10 protein-coding genes and 1 pseudogene are annotated in these 20,753 nt (G+C 49.0%); 10 read left to right on the top strand and 1 reads right to left on the bottom strand.

All coding sequences use genetic code 11. The features are described from left to right. The 10 genes and pseudogenes from A7981_RS11635 to A7981_RS11590 form a co-directional block, all read left to right on the top strand. Window positions 1-2,267 (top strand): annotated as a pseudogene (locus A7981_RS11635) (calcium-binding protein); the annotation flags it as partial. A 188-nt stretch (window positions 2,268-2,455) separates the two neighbouring features. Then, on the top strand, window positions 2,456-6,526 hold the full coding sequence (locus tag A7981_RS11630) for a TonB-dependent receptor domain-containing protein (protein WP_067268388.1): 4,071 nt from the start codon (window positions 2,456-2,458) through the stop codon (window positions 6,524-6,526). Further along, a complete protein-coding gene (locus tag A7981_RS11625; RefSeq protein WP_067268385.1) occupies window positions 6,526-10,206 on the top strand; it encodes an autotransporter domain-containing protein in 3,681 nt (1,226 codons plus the stop codon). The genes A7981_RS11630 and A7981_RS11625 overlap by 1 nt, the downstream gene beginning before the upstream one ends. A gap of 43 nt (window positions 10,207-10,249) precedes the next feature. After that, complete coding sequence (gene mtnA, locus A7981_RS11620; RefSeq protein ID WP_067268382.1) at window positions 10,250-11,341, top strand: S-methyl-5-thioribose-1-phosphate isomerase; 1,092 nt, start codon at window positions 10,250-10,252, stop codon at window positions 11,339-11,341. Continuing rightward, window positions 11,338-12,813, top strand: a complete 1,476-nt coding sequence (locus A7981_RS11615; RefSeq protein WP_067268380.1) for a bifunctional ADP-dependent NAD(P)H-hydrate dehydratase/NAD(P)H-hydrate epimerase — start codon at window positions 11,338-11,340, stop codon at window positions 12,811-12,813. Before mtnA ends, A7981_RS11615 begins: the two co-directional genes overlap by 4 nt. A gap of 125 nt (window positions 12,814-12,938) precedes the next feature. Beyond that, window positions 12,939-14,576, top strand: a complete 1,638-nt coding sequence (locus A7981_RS11610) for a CTP synthase (RefSeq protein ID WP_067268378.1) — start codon at window positions 12,939-12,941, stop codon at window positions 14,574-14,576. A gap of 19 nt (window positions 14,577-14,595) precedes the next feature. Continuing rightward, complete coding sequence (kdsA, locus tag A7981_RS11605; RefSeq protein WP_067268376.1) at window positions 14,596-15,435, top strand: 3-deoxy-8-phosphooctulonate synthase; 840 nt, start codon at window positions 14,596-14,598, stop codon at window positions 15,433-15,435. Window positions 15,436-15,472: 37 nt separating this feature from the next. Next, window positions 15,473-16,759: a phosphopyruvate hydratase gene (eno, locus tag A7981_RS11600; protein WP_067268375.1), complete on the top strand. Its 1,287-nt coding sequence runs from the start codon at window positions 15,473-15,475 to the stop codon at window positions 16,757-16,759. A gap of 4 nt (window positions 16,760-16,763) precedes the next feature. Continuing rightward, complete coding sequence (gene ftsB, locus A7981_RS11595; protein ID WP_067268374.1) at window positions 16,764-17,084, top strand: cell division protein FtsB; 321 nt, start codon at window positions 16,764-16,766, stop codon at window positions 17,082-17,084. Between the two features lie 26 nt (window positions 17,085-17,110). Next, entirely contained in the window at window positions 17,111-18,547 is a 1,437-nt protein-coding gene (locus A7981_RS11590; protein ID WP_067268373.1) for a diguanylate cyclase, read from the top strand. Between the two features lie 80 nt (window positions 18,548-18,627). Here A7981_RS11590 and A7981_RS11585 read toward each other — a convergent pair. Beyond that, the coding region (locus A7981_RS11585; protein ID WP_131800965.1) for a calcium-binding protein at window positions 18,628-20,753 on the bottom strand (2,126 nt) is incomplete at its 5' end.

Below are 20,753 nucleotides of genomic sequence, written 5' to 3'. Positions count from 1 at the left end.
CGCTGGATGGTGGTCTCGGTAACGATACATTGATCGGTGGGGATGGTAATGATCTCTACATCATCAACGCCATCGGTGATGTTGTCGATGAGGAAGGCCTAGTAGACAGCGATGCTGACACCATCCAAGCCTCTATCAGCATTGATCTTAATAACCCTAGCTACGCTGGAATAGAGTATTTCACGCTGAGTGGTGCGGCTGCCTTGACAGCTAAAGGTACGATAGATGCCAACAGCATCACTGGCAACACGGGCGCCAACAAGATTGAAGGTTTTGCAGGCAACGACACACTCTCCGGCGGAGGTGGAAACGATACTTTGGATGGCGGTGATGACAACGATTGGCTCGCAGCCGTTACTGGAAACAATACGTTTTATGGTGGTGCCGGTAATGACACCATTGGGGGAGGTAGCGGCAGTAATAAGATATATGGCGGCGATGGTGTCGATAGCATAAATGCCGGTGATGGCAGCAACAATATTGAAGGAGGACTCGGTGCTGACATCATTGTCGTGGGTAACGGCAACAATACGATCTATGGTGGCGATAAGGCCTTGCTGGATAAAGATACGGATGCCGATGGCAACGACAGTATCCAATACGGCACAGGCAAGAACACTATTTATGGCGGTGCTGGCAACGATACCATTCAAGGCATCGGCGGAAGTACTACCCAGTTAGGGTCAGTATTGGCATATGGTGGTGCTGGTACAGACAGCGTAAGAGGTGCTGGCGGTAACGATACGCTTTATGGCGGAGCCGGTAACGATACCTTGCGTGGGTATGAGGGTAACAATGTGCTTGATGGTGGTGAAGGGGATGATCGGCTATATGGGGGGCGAGGTAATGACACCATGTATGGCGGTGCTGGTGACGATAGCCTGAGCGGTGGTAAGGGTAGTGCTTATCTTGATGGAGGGGCAGGCAACGACACTATCATCGCCGAAGGTTATGAACTTAATGCCGGTGTGGCAAACAATGCAACCGCTACGATCTATGGCCGTGGCGGCAACGATACTATCTATGTGGGGCGCCCGACTACTGGTCTTGCTACAGGTGTCGTAAGTGCAGTCATCTATGCAGATGATGCCACTGGTGTGGGAGGTAACGATACAGTCTATCTTGCTGGCAAGACTATTTCAGATACAGGTGGAAACTACACCGTCTATACCTATGCAGGTAATGATGTGGTATCTGGTATCACTACGGCAGGTGGAGCATCAGGCACTTATACCATCTATACCGGCGCTGGTAACGACTCTGTAGAGGTGTCTGATGGCAATAACACAATCTTCACTGATGATGCGAATGACAAGAATGGTGGTAACGATACAGTCACGGCCGGTTACGGCAATAACACCATCAACACCTATTATGGTAATGATAGGGTAACTGTAGGCGATGGCAACAATACCATTACCACTGATAACGTTGCCGATACGGTGGGCGGCTCGGATGAAGTAAAAACTGGTAGCGGCAATAACAAGGTCACGCTTGGCGCAGGAGATGATGCGCTGAATTACGACATTATCACGCGTGATATTGATGGAAATATCACTGATGTTACCTTTGATAATGCAGCGGGTAGCGGTAACGATACGATCGATGCTGGTGCTGGTAATGACTGGATATTTGCTGGTGCCGGTAACGACTCAGTGCTGGCTGGTGCTGGTAATGACTTGGTCGATGGGTATGACGGCAACGACACGATGAATGGTGGCGATGGTAACGACACTCTAAGCGGCAGCAACGGTAGCGATCTGCTTAATGGCGATAAGGGTGACGACCTGCTTGAGGGTGGTGCCGGTGGCGACACGATTAATGGCGGTGAAGGTAGTGACACCATTATTGGAGGCGCTGGTAACGATCAATTGAGCGGTGGCCTTGGTAATGACCTGTTCATTATCGGTAATGATGGCGTCGGTTTCGATATCATTACCGATTTCGCTACAACTACCACAGGCTCTGGCGGGAATGCGGTGATTACCAGTGATCGCCTAGAGATTACAGGTCATGATGTTGATGCAGATGGTTTTGGTCTTGAGGATTTCGAGATCGGTGCCTTCCCTGATGCCTCCTTAAAAGGCATGCTGATTAGTTTTGCTGACGGCGGCAATGTCTTGTTAAAGAACATCAGTATCGATGATCTGGTGTTTGATACCAGCAATTCCACTTTCTCTCTGCTAAAGGGGCAAGGTGGTGTTTATTCCGGCACAACAGACGGTGTCTATACTCAGGCTGATTATGTAGGGGATTTCCCCGGCTAAAGTAACCCATGGGTGATTGATAAAAAGCCCACAGCGCATGCTGTGGGCTTTCTCAATTCTTTCATTTAACGGGTTGTGTTGCTGGTGGGTTAATCTATGTTCTGTGTCGGGCAGGTATATTCAGGTCGATGAGTGTGTTTTGCTCGTCATTAAGCAGGTGGCTGCAATCTGGAAAGCTGTGCACAGTATTGCGAGATAACAATATCCAGTTATCCAGTAATGATGCTGTGGTGGCTGTTGTTGTTGGTTTTGCGTTATTTTCTGCAGCTGAGGTTTTAGCAGCAGAACCTACCGGCAAGGCTGATGTGCCATGGTATGAGCAACGGCAGCCGGAGATTCCTTCGACCGCCAGTCGCTATGGCGTTGCGCCGGGCATATTGCTGGCTGCAGACGCTACAGATGCCATGCCGCAAGGCACCAGCCCAATGCCATCGTCTGTTAATAAACCGGGTAATGCCATCCCTAACGTCAAGATACAGTTGAATGAAATTAGGGTAACGGCCAAGCGCATCAAGGATATCGGGCCATTGCCAGGCCTAAACCTGACCAAGGAACAGATTCCCGGCAATATCCAGAGCATCACGGCCAAAGACATTAAAGATACCCAGTCGTTGAGTATCACCGATTTGCTCAATAGCAAGTTGCAATCGGTGAATGTGAACGATTATCAGGGTAACCCCTTTCAGATGGATTTAACCTACCGTGGTTTTACGGCGGGTCCACAGATTGGGTCACAGCAGGGTTTATCTGTGTTCTTTGACGGTATTCGTGTCAATGAGCCGTTTGGTGATGTGGTGAACTGGGACATGATCCCTATGAATGCCATCTCTGGTCTAGATGTTTTTCCTGGATCTAATCCGCTATTCGGCCTGAATACGCTGGGCGGTGCGATCGCGATCAAGACCAAAAGCGGCTTCGATTCGCCCGGAGTCTCAGCGCAGATACTCAAAGGGTCATTCGGGCGCGACCAGTTATTGGCTTCAGGCGGATGGAATAATGGAACATTGGCTGCCTTCGGTGCTGTGAGCCTCTTCATGGAAGATGGCTGGCGCGATAACTCCCCTAGTAAGGTCAATCAGGCATTCGGCAAGCTGGATTGGCAAGGAGAACGGGCATCGTTGACTTTTTCTACTTTGGCGGCGGTGAATAAACTGGTGGGTAATGGCACTGTGCCGATCGAGCTTTATAAGGAGAATCGAGGTTCGGTCTTCACCTCACCTGACGAGACCCGTAACCGCCTGTTGCAGTTCCAGATATCCGGTGCGTTTGAAGTGAGTGATACCTTCAATATTACGGGTATGGTCTATAACCGTCAGAGCAAGCGCATATCGAGCACAGGCGATATGATTGATATCGATACTTTTCGTGAGCTTGGTAATGCTTCACGCAGGGCGCTTCCGGGCGAACACATTACCTGCGCCTACCTTGATGCGAATGGAGATGGCCTGCCGAATTATTACTTGGATGAGCTGACGTATGATGCTTCTACTGGGAAATATACCAGCGCGTTTATTGAGGATGTAAAAGCGCACAATCAGGAAATCGCAGCAAAGACATATTTGCCAGATTATGATGCTTTGATCGGACCTGCTAATTCGGGAACAGTGCCTGCTGACTTTATCCAGAGAATTACTACGGCTATCTCTGCAAGAGATGATTTTACTTATACAGATGTTAATGGGCAGGAATATGGCTTTGTTTCAAATGGATTCTTTCAATCTCCTGACAATGTTGCTTTATCTGCAGCGGATAGTTTTGGGGGCTATCAAGATGCATTTTTCACCAAAAAGAATGCCGATGGCAGCTTTACTCGATATAACATCTATGCTGCCCCCGCGTTGGATACAGGATGTTACGACAAAATAAGAGGTGATAGCGACACTAAGTTATATGCGCTGGATGAAAATGGCGATCGGGTCGGTCCTCGTGATGGTGCCCTTTACCAAGGTGCATCGGGTACAGCAGGTACTGGTACAGGGTATATTCCCGGGACACCAACAGCTGTTATCACCAATTCCATGATTGATCAGAATGGCTTGGGCGGCGGCTTACAGTTCAACTGGAATCTAGATAACCACAAGTTCATGATCGGTACCTCCATAGACCGCGCCGATGCAAAATACAATGCAACACAGCGCTTTGGTTTAATGGACGATAGCCGCAATGTTTATAGTGATCCGGCTAACATCGGGGAGGAGTATTACGCGGCTTCGCATGATGTTATCGTCAACGATTTTGATGGTACTAAAACAACGAGCAGCATCTATTTCAGCGAGACGTGGACGCCGACCCAGACGCTGAACATATCGCTATCTGGCCGCTATAACGATACCTTCGTAAGGAATACGCTGGCGCCTAGACGGCGTGCTTATGAGCTGACAGATGTCAACCTGTTGAATCGCTGGTTGGACTATATCGTATGCCCCGGAACGGATGTTTCTGGCTGCCAATACGACCCGACCAAGATGGTCAGCATTGAGGATTACATGCGGATTATGGGACGTGATTATGACCCTCTAAGCCCGGCAGTTACTGAAAAATTTGATTTTCACTCCCTGAACCCGGCCTTTGGGGCAACTTGGCAAACGACACCGCGCCTTAATATGTATTTCAATTGGAACCAAGGTACTCGAACACCGTCCGTGATCGAGTTAGGCTGCGCATATGATTCGACGCCTGCAGTTTATCGAGATAACAACGGCGTACCTATACGTGATGCTCAGGGTAACTATACATATGGCCCTGCCACCCTTGTCGATGGTAGAGCTTGTAACCTACCTAGCGTAATGTCAGGAGACCCATACCTGCCGCAGGTGATGGCCCAGACCTACGAATTTGGTGTACGCGGTAAGTTCAAGGATTTAATGGAGTGGAACGTCACAGCGTACCGTACTATGTTGCGTGATGACATCTACATGGTATCGGCTACTCAACAATTAAGTTACTTCCAGAGCATAGGCGATACCCGCAGACAGGGCCTAGAGTTCGGGTTGCAAGGCGGGTATGGCAAACATGAGTTCCGCGTCAACTATTCATTGACTGAGGCAACATTTCAATCCTTATTCAAGATGCTGAGTCCTAATAACAGCAATACCATTACGAATGACACGCGTAACGCGGACTACAACACAATTCAGGTCGAGCCAAGCGATCGTATGCCTGGCGTACCCTTGAATAACATTAACCTGAGCTGGATGTATAAAATGACCCCGGCTTTTAAGGTCGGTTTTACGATGGTTGCGCATGGTGATGCTTTTGTCCGGGGTAATGAGAATAATGAACATACCCCAGGCCCCAGTAGAGGGGTCATTATGGGGGTGCAAGATGAGAATGGTGCTACCGTGTACACCAAGATTCCGGGGCCGGATTATCGATATTCGGGAAAAACGGCAGGGTATGCCGTGCTTAATTTACGGGCTACTTACGATATCGGCAAGGGCTGGACAGCAGGCATGCTGGTCAATAATCTTCTCGATAAGGAGTATGTGACGGCAGGGCGCCTAGGGTTGACTCCTTTTGCGCCATCAACTTATGGCGCAATCGGTGCCGGTGGTTTCAATTACAACTCATCCGAATGGCTTTCTACACAGTTGATTTCTGCCGGTGCGCCACGAGGTGTTTGGTTCACTTTGGGGTACGATTTCGATGCCAGTAAAAAGAGCCAGTTACCCAAGCCGAGTAGTACGATGGTGCCAGAGCCTGACCGTACGCTGGAACCAGCCAAGCCGAAAACCCCCGAAGAGATCGCCTTGGCGCAGGCACTTGATGTTACCCGCCCATTACCTGTGCTCAAGCGTGACCTTGCCCAATCAGCGAGCGCTCTTAAAAGTGCAGAACAGCAAGTCTCGGCAGCTATCGAGCAGTGGCGTCAGTCGATTGTCAGTGGCGATACAGAAGCCTACCTGAAAAGCTATGCAGCGATGTATGCGCCGGATGGTATGAGCCGACAGTCATGGGAGGAGCAGCGCAAGATGCAGTTATCTATTGCCGCTGGCAACGCGATGGTGGTCGACCATCTGGTGATTGCCCCGCAGGGCCGGGGAATGGCAACGGTCTTTGCCCAAGCTGAGCATGGTCAGCCTGCCGTTCGCAAACTGCTTGGGTGGGAACAACAAAATGGGCAATGGGTGATCGTGCGTGAATATGAGTTAAAGACACCGGTAAAAGCTACCATGACATCTGCTGCTACATCCCGGGAAAATAATGCTAATCCGCAGCGAAATATCAGGATCATCAGTCTCAATAAGGAGGTGAAATAATGCGTCCTCTGCTTTTAAAGATGATTTGGTCGCTTGTGGTGGGTTTGCTCATCATGGCAGAGTCGCATGCTGCTTGCGTGGATAATGGGGCCGGTACCCATACCTGTAACGGTGTGTCTAATAATGGTGCTGATCAGGTTGGCAAAACTGTGCTGGATAACAGCGCTGCACCAGTGACGCTAAATAATAATGCTAACCCTGACAAGACGCAGGAGACCTTGATCAGTAATGATCCGTATCTGCCGAATACAGGGGCCGAGCAGACGATACGGCTGACTGGCGGTAGTGGCGCGGTGACCATCAATAATACCGGGACTATCCAGATGGCACGCGGATATTATACGCAAGACCCTAATGATGTTGCCACGCCCAATAAGATTTTTACGCCAGTGAATCCGACTAGCATCTTGTTCTCTGCAACATCAACAGGACTTTTACTGAATAACGGGGTGCTGGCAGGTATAGATGCAGGCATATATAGCGACTCAAGCACCCAGTTGCTGACGATCAATAATTCAAACATCTTCCCCGGAGTGACTGGCGTTACAGCAAGGTCTGGAAATATCGTCGCGAATGGAGATTTCTCCGCAGCGATATTCGGCAGTGCACAACAAATCGTTATCACCAATAATGATAACGCCAACTTTATTGGTAATGATGCCTATAGTCATTACTCTACTGAAACGCTATCAGATGGTCATTGGGCTATTGCTACCTTTGGCGGGGCAACTTATATGGCACCTGTGGTGCAGGATGGCACCCAGTATGCCAATGTGATGAGTGCTGGTCTGACCACGATCAACAACAACCGAGGATATATTGGGGGGGATATATTGGTGTTGGATAGCAATCCGCTGTTGCAAGCGGCACAGGAACGTGATAACTCATTGGTGCTTGCTTATCGACCTGAGGATGTCGGGCCGCGTAATAGTGTGATCAATAATACTGGGGGTACTATCTCAGGAAATATATATCTGGGTTCTGGCGCACATATCCTGAATAACGGCACGTTGGATGGTGCTGGAGCAGGCGCTATGCTTAGAGGTAATATCTATGTCGATCAACGCGCAACAGCGGTGACCAGCGTGAACGGTGGTGTGGAAACAGCCGAGTACCTAGTGGCTGGAGCGCGTACATTCACATTTAACCAGATGGGGCAATTCAGTGGTGAAAAGATAGTGATTCACGATGTTGCCGAATCTGTGAATAACATCAATGTTTATTCCGGGTTGAGTGATAACGTCTCTAATGTTACTCCGGATCCAAGCTTTGACATTGTTGCCGATGGTCTGGGAATCAATAACCTGAACATTTATTGCGTCACAGGTCCGCCAGGCTGCAACGCGAGTGGTGACTGGATCGGGCTATCCAGCCTTAATGTGCGCGGAACTTCCTGGAATTTTCAGGATGCTTCGCAGGTGATAGAGCTGGCCGGTGGGGATATCAACCTCGAGGCGCAACGCGTCATATTCGGTGCAACGATGAAGGCAGATAACATTATTGTCAATAATCTCCTGCAAGGCGTATTCGCTCCCGAGAATACTAATGTTTCTACCCCGGTGGATCCTGATCGAATGGGAACCATCACTGGTAACTTGATCAACAATGGGGACATCACTGTGCGTGATGCTACCTTAACCGTGAATGGTAATGCACTCTTCAACTCAGGCTCTAACTTCAATTTGCGTATTACCTCTACGGGCAATGGTATGCTTGATATTGTCAATGGTACCGGGTCGGGTTTATTTGCTGCGGGTTCCAATATTAATGTCTCGGCCAAAGATGTGTTCTTCCGAACTGGAGACACATTTACTGTGGCTACCAATACTAGCGGCACGCCTACAATTACTGGGCCAGGTGCGATTGTTAACTTTACCAGCAGTATTCAAAGCTGGGATATGTTGCTGACAGCTCAGATTGCTATTCCTGAGTATCTCAATACCAATGTCGCAGGCAATAACGCTGTGAATGTCTTGATGGATTATGCGGGAAATGACGAGGCTCTGACCAAATTGCAGAAAGAGATCCAAGGTCTAAGTGCCGAAGAGCTCAAGCGGGCGGCGGAACGTCTGCGTCCAGAGATTAATGATAGCCTCATTCGCATGACGATGCAGCATACAGATCGCGTGCTAGGGGTGGTGGAGTCACATCTTTTTGATACCTATCTTGCTTCTGTCAAGGGGGAGCCACGTACAGAGGTGGACGGTAAAGTGCCGAGTGGTACCGGTATCTGGTTCCAAGGGTTTGGCGGTGCAGGTACGCAGGACATGCGCAAGAATGTAGATGGCTATGTGGCTACTTCCACCGGTATGGCCACCGGTATCGACCGCATGATAGGAGACTCTGATCGCTTGCGTGTAGGATTTGCTGGTGCTTATGCCTATGGCAATATCGACAATAGTGGTATCACCGATAATAATCGGACGAATGTGAATAGCTATCTTGGATTGGCTTATGGCACATGGCGGGCTGATCCCTGGTATTTCAACAGTGCCATCGGATTGGCTAGGCATACGTATGATACCGAGCGCGTTGCCTTGGGGCGCAATGCCGAGGCCAGCCATGACAGTTGGCAATTCACTGCCAAGTTCGATGCAGGCTGGCCTATGGTCTACAACGATTTATTAACGTTCGTGCCACTTGCGTCGTTCAGCTATAACCGCATTAACGAGAGTGGCTATACCGAACATGGGGTGGAAAAGCGGTCAGCCGGCGTGGACTTTTTCGGTTCTGCAGCAAATGTGGATGTGGATAGCGCGATCAATCTGCGCATCAATAAAAAAGTGTTTAATTCTTATAGGACAGGCGTGGGGGGGAAGATACTGCTGTCTTTGCAGGAACCCGAGTATAACGCTGGGGTAGAAGTGCGCGCCTTGTATGTGCATGAGTTTGGTGACCTCACCAATAACAGCGTGGCTCAATTCACCCATGGTGGTCAAGTATTCAATAGTCCGGGCATTGCGCCTGCTCGTGGCGGTATCATCCTTGGCAGTAGTGTACGCCTGACCGGTAATGATGAAAACGACCAGTTAACCTTGCTCGCCAGTTACGATGCCGATTTACGGGATAAGTATATTGGACAGTCGCTTACTCTGATGTTGCGTTATGATTTTGATCAGGGGCCGAGCTATATCAAAAAGGCCGAATTCCGTAAGGCAGCAGCGCTGGCAAGAGCGCAAGCAGCGGATAAACCCGTGGCTGCGACTGATCGTGATGTTGCCGAGATAGCTAGCGCGATGGCCGCGCCTACCTTGCAAGATATGCTGGAGTTTGAATTGAGCAGCCCTGACGAGGCGATACGTCTTTCTGCACAGAAAAAGAAGGCTGTGAAGGCGGCAATCGATAATTGGATCAACGCGCTTATTAATGGCAATCAGATGGTCTATTTCAATACTTACTCGTCAGATTTCGTCAATGAAGATGGTATGACTCGCCAGCAATGGGAGCGTAAACGCCGTCAGCAAATGAAAGATAGCGGTAGTCCTGCTATCCGTATCACTGATCTTACTATTCATGCTCAGGGTCAACAGGCATCGACTATCTTTACGCAGACCTCCATGATTGGCGATAAGCAGGAAGTGGTGCAGAAGATTGTTGAGCTGGAGGAACGAGAAGGTCGCTGGCTGATCGTCAGCGAAGATAGCGTTCCTTTGAATGGCTGGCACGCAGCACGGCAATGAAAGGCTATAAGCTCTGTATGTTCTTGAGGTAAGATGAGCTCGCATGAACATCCATGGACGACAATTCAGGACGATCTGGCCTGATGCCACCAATACATCGGTCAATATCCTCGACCAGATACAACTCCCTCACGCACTCTCTATCCTTAACATTACAAGCTTAATAGCTATGGTGCACGCTATAAAAACGATGCAAGTCCGCGGTGCTCCTTTGATCGGTGCTTCAGCTGCCTATGGCATTGCGCTTGCCATGAATGAAGATAATACTGATTCAGGCCTTGCGTCTGCCGCCAAGGCACTGAATGCATCACGCCCTACAGCGGTTAATCTGCGCTGGGCAATTGACCGCATGCTTGCGCGTTTACTACCCTTGCCAGCTTCTCAGCGGAAAGCCGCTGCATGGCAAGAAGCTGGCGTTATTTGCGAAGAGGACGTTTTGCAGAATAAACGTCTAGGCGAACACGGCTTAATCTTATTGCAAAATCTAGTTGTCAAAAAATCAGGTACGCTACATATATTGACGCATTGCAATGCGGGCTGGCTAGCAACAGTTGACTGGGGAACGGCCTTGGCGCCGATTTATGCTGCTTATGATACGGGTGTGGATATCCATGTTTGGGTGGATGAAACACGCCCTCGCAATCAGGGCGCAAGCCTGACTGCTTGGGAACTTGGCCAACATGGCGTGCCACATACCGTGATCACTGATAATGCAGGTGGCCATTTGATGCAACATGGACAGGTCGATTGTGTGATTGTCGGCGCTGACCGAGTCAGCCGTTCTGGTGATGTATGTAATAAGATCGGTACTTACCTGAAAGCGCTGGCTGCCTTTGATAATCACGTGCCTTTTTATGCGGCAGTGCCATCACCGACGATAGACTGGGGTATCTCAGATGCCTTGAGAGAGATTCCAATTGAGGAGCGCAGTGCCGATGAAGTCGCGTGGATACAAGGTAGGCTGCCGAGTGGAGAGCTTGCTCAGGTGAATGTGCTGCCAGCAGGTACTCAGGCGGTGAATCCAGCGTTTGACGTGACACCGGCAAGGCTGGTTACGGGGATTATTACCGAGCATGGTGTGTTTTCCCCATCACAATTGCATCAGCTTTCACAGCGTCAGGGGTTGACTACATGACCGCATTGTTCACGACTAACCAGATACGCGTTATTGAATCCCGGCATGCGCAAGAAGCGCTCATGGATAAAGCAGGCCATGCCGCTGCAACGCTTGCCAGAGATATTCTGGTCGATGGAGATCATGCTGTTCTGGTTTTGGCCGGGCCGGGCAATAATGGTGGCGATGCGTTTGTGGCTGCCAGGTATCTCAAGCAATGGTGGTACAAGGTCACCGTCGTTTTTACAGGGAACCGTGAAAACCTACCAAAAGATGCTGCGGATGCCTATGCGGCATGGATATCTGCTGGAGGTACGGTGGTAGAGGATATCCCTGAGTCATCTAATTGGCATCTGGTGATCGATGGCCTTTTTGGTATCGGGCTTCAGCGAGAACTTGATGATCGATATTCCCACCTGATTGGTCGTGTGAATGCCTTAGCCTTGCCCGTCTTATCGCTGGATATTCCGAGTGGTCTTTGTGCCGATACCGGTCGCATCTTCGGGGTCGCTATTCATGCGCGCTATACGTTGACGTTTCTTGGCCTCAAACCAGGGTTATTTACCTTGAATGGCCCTGATTACGCGGGTGAAGTCCATCTAAGTAATTTAGGTGTGGATATTGAGTCAGGGTCAATAACGCTGCTGGATCAAACGCCAGCATTGCCGGAACCACGCTTGAAGAATAGTCATAAGGGTAGCAATGGTAGTGTAGGTGTTATCGGCGGGGCGCGTTATATGGTCGGTGCAGCTATTCTTTCTGCACGCGCAGCATTATTGGTAGGTAGTGGCCGCGTATATTGCGGCTTGCTAGCGCCAGATGCGCCATCGGTTGATATATCGCATCCGGAATTGATGCTGCGTGATGCTGAATCCATACTCGAATTGCCGCAACTGAGTATCTTGCTTATAGGCCCCGGTATGGGGCTGGCTGGTGATGCCGAATCTTTGCTAGCGCGAGCATTGAAACTTTCATTGCCCTTATTGCTTGATGCGGATGCGTTAAACCTGATCTCCCAGAAACCGCTATTAAAAACGCTATTGCTTGAGCGTCAACCGCAGTCTACTGTCATCACGCCTCATCCCGGTGAAGCTGCGAGCCTGCTGGATTGCTCGAATGCGCAAATCCAGTCTGACCGGTTAGGTTCGGCATCTAAGCTGACAAAAGAATTTAATGCGATGACTGTATTGAAAGGCTGCGGCACGGTGATCGCGCTGCCTGATGGCCGCACCTTTATCAATGTGAGTGGTAATCCGGGTTTAAGTAGTGCTGGCATGGGTGATACGCTGGCGGGCATCATTGGCGGGATATTTGCACAAGGTTTGTTGCTAGAAGAGGCTGCGTTGCTAGGTGTGTACCTGCATGGCGCAGCGGCTGATGCATTGGTCAGTCAGCATATCGGGCCTAATGGATTGACTGCATCTGAAGTAGCGCTTGAGTCACGTCGCCTGCTTAATCAGTGGGTGTATGCGGATGCGCTTCTGGATGAATAAGTGCTATCCGGCACGCTGTTAAAATATATTGAAAAATAACGCATATCTGGCGAATACTTATTTGTGGCAAGCCCTCGTTTCCAGTAAAATACGCTTCCGTCCGCAATGTCCAAAAGTTTTATTCCATGACCAAATATGTATTCGTTACCGGCGGGGTTGTTTCCTCTTTAGGTAAAGGCATTGCAGCCGCAAGCCTGGGCGCTATCCTTGAGTCACGAGGCATCTCCGTGACCATGCTTAAACTCGATCCTTATATCAACGTTGACCCCGGCACCATGAGTCCTTTCCAGCATGGCGAGGTGTTCGTGACCGATGACGGCGCCGAGACCGATCTGGATCTTGGGCACTATGAGCGCTTTATCAGCGCCCGCATGGGTAAGCGTAACAATTTTACAACAGGCCAGATCTACGAGACCGTCATCAAGAAAGAACGACGCGGCGAGTATCTTGGCAAGACCGTACAGGTCATTCCGCATATCACTGATGAGATCAAGTGTCATGTCAAACGCGGCGCTGAAGGTGCCGATGTGGCTATCGTCGAGGTCGGCGGTACAGTGGGTGACATTGAATCCCTGCCTTTCCTCGAAGCCATTCGTCAAATGGGTATCGAAGAAGGCCGTAATAACGCCTGTTATATCCACCTGACCCTTCTCCCGTGGATATCCGCAGCGGGCGAGTTGAAGACAAAACCGACCCAGCACTCAGTCAAAGAGTTGCGTGAGATCGGTATTCAGCCAGACATCTTATTGTGCCGCGCAGATCGTAGCATTCCTGATGACGAGCGTCGCAAGATCGCGTTATTCACCAATGTGCCGCCTGAGGCTGTAATCTCTGCTATCGACGCTGACTCCATCTACCAGATACCTGGATTCTTGCATGACCAGATGCTGGATGAGATCGTTTGCCATAAATTGAATATTCTTGCTAAAGCCGCTGATCTTTCCAGCTGGAAGAAGATTGTGCACGGTTTGGCGAATCCCAAGTACGAAGTGAATATCGCATTTGTCGGCAAATATGTAGACCTGACAGAGTCTTATAAGTCACTGACTGAGGCGCTGGTGCATGCGGGTATCCATACAGAATCTAAAGTACGTATCCACTACATGGATTCGGAAGATATCGAGAAGAATGGCACCTCTGTATTGAATGGCATGGATGCCATTTTGGTACCAGGCGGCTTCGGTAAGCGCGGTACAGAAGGCAAGATCGCAGCGATTGGCTATGCACGTGAAAACAAAGTGCCTTATTTAGGTATCTGTCTTGGTATGCAACTCGCCGTCATCGAATTTGCGCGTAATGTCGCTCACTTGAAAGACGCAAACAGTACAGAATTTAATCCTGAAGCGCCACATCCATTAATTGGCCTGATTACCGAGTGGCAAGATGCCGATGGCAAGATTGAGACGCGTAGTGAAGACTCAGACCTTGGCGGCACTATGCGCCTTGGTGCGCAGCGCTGTCCCATTGAGCCGGGAACAATGGCCGCTGAAATCTATGGCGCTGAAGTCAACGAGCGTCACCGTCACCGTTATGAGGTCAACAACCATTACGTCGACCAGCTCAAAGCTGCGGGTTTGGTGATCTCTGCACGTACGCCGACTGAAGAATTGTGCGAAATGATCGAGCTACCAAAAAGCGTACACCCATGGTTCATCGCTTGCCAGTTCCACCCAGAATTCACGTCTAACCCACGTACCGGCCATCCATTATTCAAAGCTTATGTGCAGGCTGCCTTGGATAATCGCGCAGCCCAAAAAGCTTAATATAAAGAAAGCTTGATATATGAAATTATGCGGTTTTGATGTTGGTATTGAACACCCGATATTTTTGATTGCGGGCCCGTGTGTCATCGAATCCAAAGAGATGGCGATCGAAACGGCAGGGCTGCTGAAAGAGATATGTGAGCAAGTCGGCATACCTTTCATCTACAAATCCTCTTACGATAAAGCCAACCGCAGCTCTAACAAGACATTCCGTGGTTTTGGTATGGAGCAGGGGCTGCGTATATTGGATGATGTGCGTGCCCAGATCGGTGTACCTATCCTGACGGATGTACATACGGAAGAGCAAGTGCCGCATGTAGCCGCTGTGGTCGATGTGTTGCAAACACCAGCCTTTCTCTGCCGCCAGACCGATTTCATCACCGCTGTCGCCACTTGCGGTAAGCCTGTGAACATCAAAAAGGGCCAGTTCTTAGCCCCGGGTGATATGAAACAGGTCGTACAGAAAGCAAAAGAGGCCAATGGCGGCGCAGATACTATTATGGTCTGTGAGCGTGGCGCTTCATTTGGCTATAACACGTTGGTTTCTGATATGCGCGGGCTTGCTATCATGCGCGAGACCAATTGTCCTGTTGTATTCGATGCAACGCACTCAGTACAGCAACCAGGCGGTCAAGGTGATAAAAGTGGTGGGCAGCGTGAGCATGTCTCTGTGCTTTCACGCGCAGCTGTTGCAAGTGGGATTGCTGGTTTATTCATGGAGACGCATCCTGATCCAGAAAAGGCCATGTCGGATGGCCCGAATGCGTGGCCTTTGCCTAGAATGAAAGAATTGCTTGAAGTGTTGGTCGACTTGGATAGAGTCGTCAAAAAAGCGGGTTTTATTGAGCAGACGCTCTAAATTTAAAAAAATAGATTATTAAGTGGGGAATTAAAGCATGAGTGCAATTGTAGATATCATCGCCCGTGAGATCATTGATTCACGCGGTAATCCAACCGTAGAGGCAGACGTTCTGCTTGAAAGCGGCATCATCGGTCGTGCGGCTGTACCTTCTGGCGCATCCACAGGAACAAAAGAAGCGGTGGAGCTGCGTGATGGCGATAATGCCCGCTACCTTGGCAAAGGCGTATTACAAGCGGTTGAAAACGTAAATACCGAGATCACTGAAGCGATTGTTGGGCTTGATGTTGAAGAGCAGAGCTTTATCGATAGTACCCTGATCGAGCTTGATGGCACAGAGAACAAGAGCCGTTTAGGCGCCAATGCGATTCTGGCTGTTTCTATGGCCTGTGCCCGTGCAGCGGCTGAAGAATCGGGTTTGCCGCTATACCGCTACCTTGGTGGTTCAGGCTTTATGCAGTTACCCACGCCGATGATGAATATTATCAATGGTGGTGCGCATGCTGATAACAGCGTCGATATGCAGGAGTTCATGATTATTCCTGCAGGTCTGCCTACATTCCGCGAAGCACTACGTGCAGGCGCTGAAGTATTCCATGCATTGAAGAAAACGTTACATAAAAAAGGCTTAGCAACGACAGTCGGTGATGAAGGTGGTTTTGCGCCTGACTTGCCATCTAACGAATCCGCGATCCAGTTAATCCTTGAAGCAATTTCTGCTGCTGGCTATGAGCCAGGCCGCGATATTCTGTTGGGTCTTGATTGCGCAAGCTCCGAGTTCTATAAAAATGGTAAATATCATCTTGAGTCAGAAGGCCTTGAATTATCTTCAGGTCAATTCTCTGACTACCTTGCGACTTGGGTCGATAAATACCCAATCATCAGCATCGAAGATGGCATGAGCGAGCATGACTGGGATGGTTGGAAGATCCTGACAGACCGCATGGGTAAGAATGTGCAGTTGGTGGGGGATGACTTATTCGTGACCAATGCCAAGATCTTGCGTGAAGGGATCCAACGCGGTGTTGCTAACTCGGTGTTAATCAAGGTTAACCAGATCGGTACATTGACTGAGACTTTCCAAACCATCGAGACGGCAAAGCGCGCAGGTTATACGTCAGTGATCTCACATCGTTCAGGTGAAACTGAAGATACGACCATTGCTGATATCTCTGTTGCCACTAATGCATTACAGATCAAGACAGGTTCATTATCACGTTCTGAGCGTATCGCTAAATATAATCAATTGCTTCGTATCGAAGAAGAGTTGGGCGATGCAACGAGTTATGCGGGTATTGAGGCGTTTTATAACCTAAAACGCTAACCATTTGAGACTGCTTACCCTCATCTTTGTCATTCTCATTGCCTTGCTACAATATCCGTTGTGGCTGGGCAAAGGGAGCTGGCTTAGAGTGTGGGATCTCAACAGGCAGATCACTGAGCAAAAAGATAAGAACTCCCTGTTAAAAGCCCGTAACGATACCCTTGATGCTGAAGTTCGCGATCTAAAGCAAGGGTTTGCCGCGATTGAAGAGCGGGCGCGTAATGAACTAGGCATGGTGAAGCAAGATGAAGTATTTTATCAGGTCATCGAAAAATCTAATCTTGATGTAGCGCCTTCAGTGCATCAAGATACAAATAAACAATAAATATCACCCTCAATACAGGGTTGCTGATGAATAGACATAAACTATTGTTGTTATTGACGCTCGTGCTTGCCACGGGCTTCATTGCGACTTCATTTGTCAGCTATCATGTCTCTAAGCTTGCCATTCACGACACGATTGTCGATAACGAACTACCGTTAACGGCAGACAACGTCTACTCCGAAATCCAGAAAGACCTCGTTCGTCCTGTATTCATCTCGTCGATGATGGCTTCTGACACATTCTTGCGTGACTGGGTGATAGAGGGTGAACATGGTACAGAGAAGATCAGCAAGTATTTGCAGCAGATCAAAGAGAACTATGGGGCATTCGTCAGTTTCTTAGTGACAGACCGTACCCATAACTATTACTCAGCTGAAGGGCTTGCAAGGCAGGTTCACGCTGAAGATATGAATGATCGTTGGTATTTCCGTGTGCGGAACCTTAAACAACCCTACGAGATCAATGTCGATAAAGACCAGAATCACCATAACGCGTTGACGATCTTTGTTAATTATCGGGTACTGGATTACGATGGTCGTTATATCGGTGTCGCTGGTGTTGGCCTGACGGTCGATTCAGTGCAAAAGCTGATTGCTACTTATCAAGAGAAATACAAGCGCGATGTCTATTTTGTAAATGCTGACGGCATCGTTATGTTGTCTGGTAATCAGCGCTATATGCCAGGCACGAATATTCGTGATATAGAGGGTTTGAGCAAGATCGCCCACAATATCGCGGATCATCATGATGGCTCATATGAGTATGAGGACAAGTCTGCAAATCATCTGATTAATGTCAGGTACATCCCGGAGCTCAAGTGGTATTTATTCGTTGATAAAAGCGAAACTGACGCGATATCTGGTATCACAAATACCTTGTATATCAATCTATTGCTTTGCCTTATCATCACGGGCGTTGTTGTCGTGCTCACTGATATTGCGCTCAAAAGTTATCAGCGGCGACTGGAAGTCATGGCGACGACAGATATCTTGACCGGGCTGCCTAATAGACGCGCATTTGATATCGTCATCGAAGTCATCGCTAATGAGAGCGTTCGTAATGGTGGTAATGTGGCGATTATCGTATTGGATATCGATCATTTTAAGAAAATCAATGATAAATATGGTCACATCGGTGGTGATTACGTATTAAGCAGCGCAGCAAAAACGATTAAATCCTGCATGCGTGCAGCAGACTTTGTCTGTCGGTGGGGTGGCGAAGAGTTCCTGATCGTTGTAAAAGATTGCGATGAGCGTAGCTTGTTGTCACTTGCGGAGAAGGTAAGGGCAGGGCTTGAAAGCAAACCGATCACTTATAAAGGCCAGGAAGTGATTATTAGCGCTAGTCTGGGCGCTGCGATTGCACGTGCAGGTGAGACTATTGAGCATATTATTGAGCGCGCCGATAAAGCGATGTATAAAGCTAAAGGTACTGGGCGTAATCGTGCTTTGCTGAGTGATTAGGATTTCTTAGCGTTAGTGTTATAAAAAGTATCATAAAAAAGCCCGCTGTCATGCGGGCTTTTTTACATGCTTCTCACCATTTAGCTAATGATAAAGTCTGCCTCGGATAGTTCAGGGAAAGCGTTATCTATTTTTGATAATGTGGCAAATTGTATGGCCTTGCCAGTGCCACCGCCATCAGCATCATAATAGAGCTTGCCTGTGGTGGTGTCATAGATGAGGTATTTACCACCGGCCTCTATGGCGGTGGCAAGTGTGCCAGTATGGAAGTTACTGCTATTAACGCCGCCTGCTAGGCTGGCAAAGATAGCAGCATCTAGGTGAATATCATCCTCATCCCCATTAAAGTCAGTGATGGTGTCGATATTCTTTGAGCTTAATGCTGTGTCAAACAGGAAGATATCGTTACCACTTCCACCAGTGAGCATGTCATTGCCAGCACCACCATCCAGTGTGTCATTGCCATCTAGACCTTCTAGCTTGTTAGCACCACTGTTGCCAGTAAGTTGATTGCCAATAGTGTCACCGTCAGCACTTCCCTTGGCATTGAGTGCAGATGTGCCTGTCAGGATGACATGTTCAATGCCTGTGTAATTAGGGTTGGCAAGATCAATGCTGATAGAGGCTTGGATACTATCGTTACTATCGGTATTTCCGTCCTCATCGACTAAATCGGTAATGGCATTGACGATATAAAGATCATCTCCGGCGCCACCTTTTAGGCTGTCATTACCAAGACCGCCATCGAGCGTGTCGCTACCTGCACCACCATCCAGCGTATCGTTACCTGCGCCGCCATTGATAGCATCGTTGCCATCTTCTCCAAGAATGGTATTAGCAGCAGCATTACCGATTAGGGTGTTATTCGAAGCATTACCTGTAAGGTTGAGTAGGGTCGAGCTTGTCGCTGATGCATCGATGTTCTCGATATTGGCAAGATCCCCTATCAATTCGATGGAGGAGGAGATGGTCAGTTTAGCTGAGCCTGTCAGCTTTAGAGTATCAATGCCAGTTCCGCTCTCATCGATAGTGTCTTCCAATGAAGCTACGGCCATTAAACCTGTGCCTGTCGTCTTCAATGTGACTACATAAGTATCATCGCCATCACCACCGACGAGCGCATCGTTACCAGTACCACCAATCAACGTGTCATTACCATTCCCACCGTCAAGGGAATCATCACCTACCCCACCATCCAGAGAATCATTACCATCACGGCCTTCCAGCGTGTCATTACCAGTGAGCCCAACAATAGTATTGTTACCATCACTGCCAATGATTCCATTACCGGAAGCATTACCTGTCAGATTCAAAGATACCTCACCATTCACTGCTGCGTCTAAAGCATTGAGGTGTTCCAGTGCGGCCGCCAGTACGATGGTACTAACCTTGGTAGCTCCTGTGCCGCCGTGCAGATAGAGGGTATCGCTAGTACCCGCAGTATCCGTGATGGTATCTTCAAGGGACGCCACCACATTGAGCCCTGTCCCTGTGGTTTTGAGAATCACATGGTATTCGTCATCCCCGGCACCGCCCTGAAGGTTGTCGATGCCTGCATCACCCATTAGGATGTCGTTCCCAGCACCTCCTATCAATGTATCGTTACCATTGCCCCCATCAAGCGTATCGTTACCGATCCCAGCTGTGATGAGGTTATTGAGAACATTACCTTCCAGTCCGATATTACCTACGTAGGCCGTGGCATCAAGATTCTCAACATTAGTAGCGAGTAGGTATTCGTCATCATTATATGAAGTGAATAGCTTGACCAAGTCAACACCGCCTGTCGCACCTGAGATGGTCTCATCCACGATGTCGGCAAGATCATCTATGATGTAGGTGTCATTGCCTGCATCGCCCTGCATGGAGTCGGCCCCCAAGCCACCATCCAGCGTGTCATTGCCAGCTCCACCATCCAGTGTGTCATTGCCGTCTAGACCTTCTAGCTTATTAGCACCACTGTTGCCGGTGAGTTGGTTGGCGACACTGTCACTGCCCTTGGCATTGAGTGCGGATGTGCCTGTCAGGATGACATGTTCAATGTCTGTGTAACTAGCAAGATCAATGCTGATACTAGCCTGGATGGTGTCAGCATCGCTGTCTACTAGGCCTTCCTCATCGACAACATCACCGATGGCGTTGATGATGTAGAGATCATTACCATCCCCACCGATCAATGTATCGTTACCGAGACCACCATCCAGCG

The organism is Methylovorus sp. MM2 (genome assembly GCF_001648895.1).
Classification (GTDB): Bacteria; Pseudomonadota; Gammaproteobacteria; order Burkholderiales; family Methylophilaceae; genus MM1.
The sequence above is the reverse complement of the archived record's forward strand: the minus strand, read 5'-3'. Positions and strand labels throughout refer to the sequence as shown.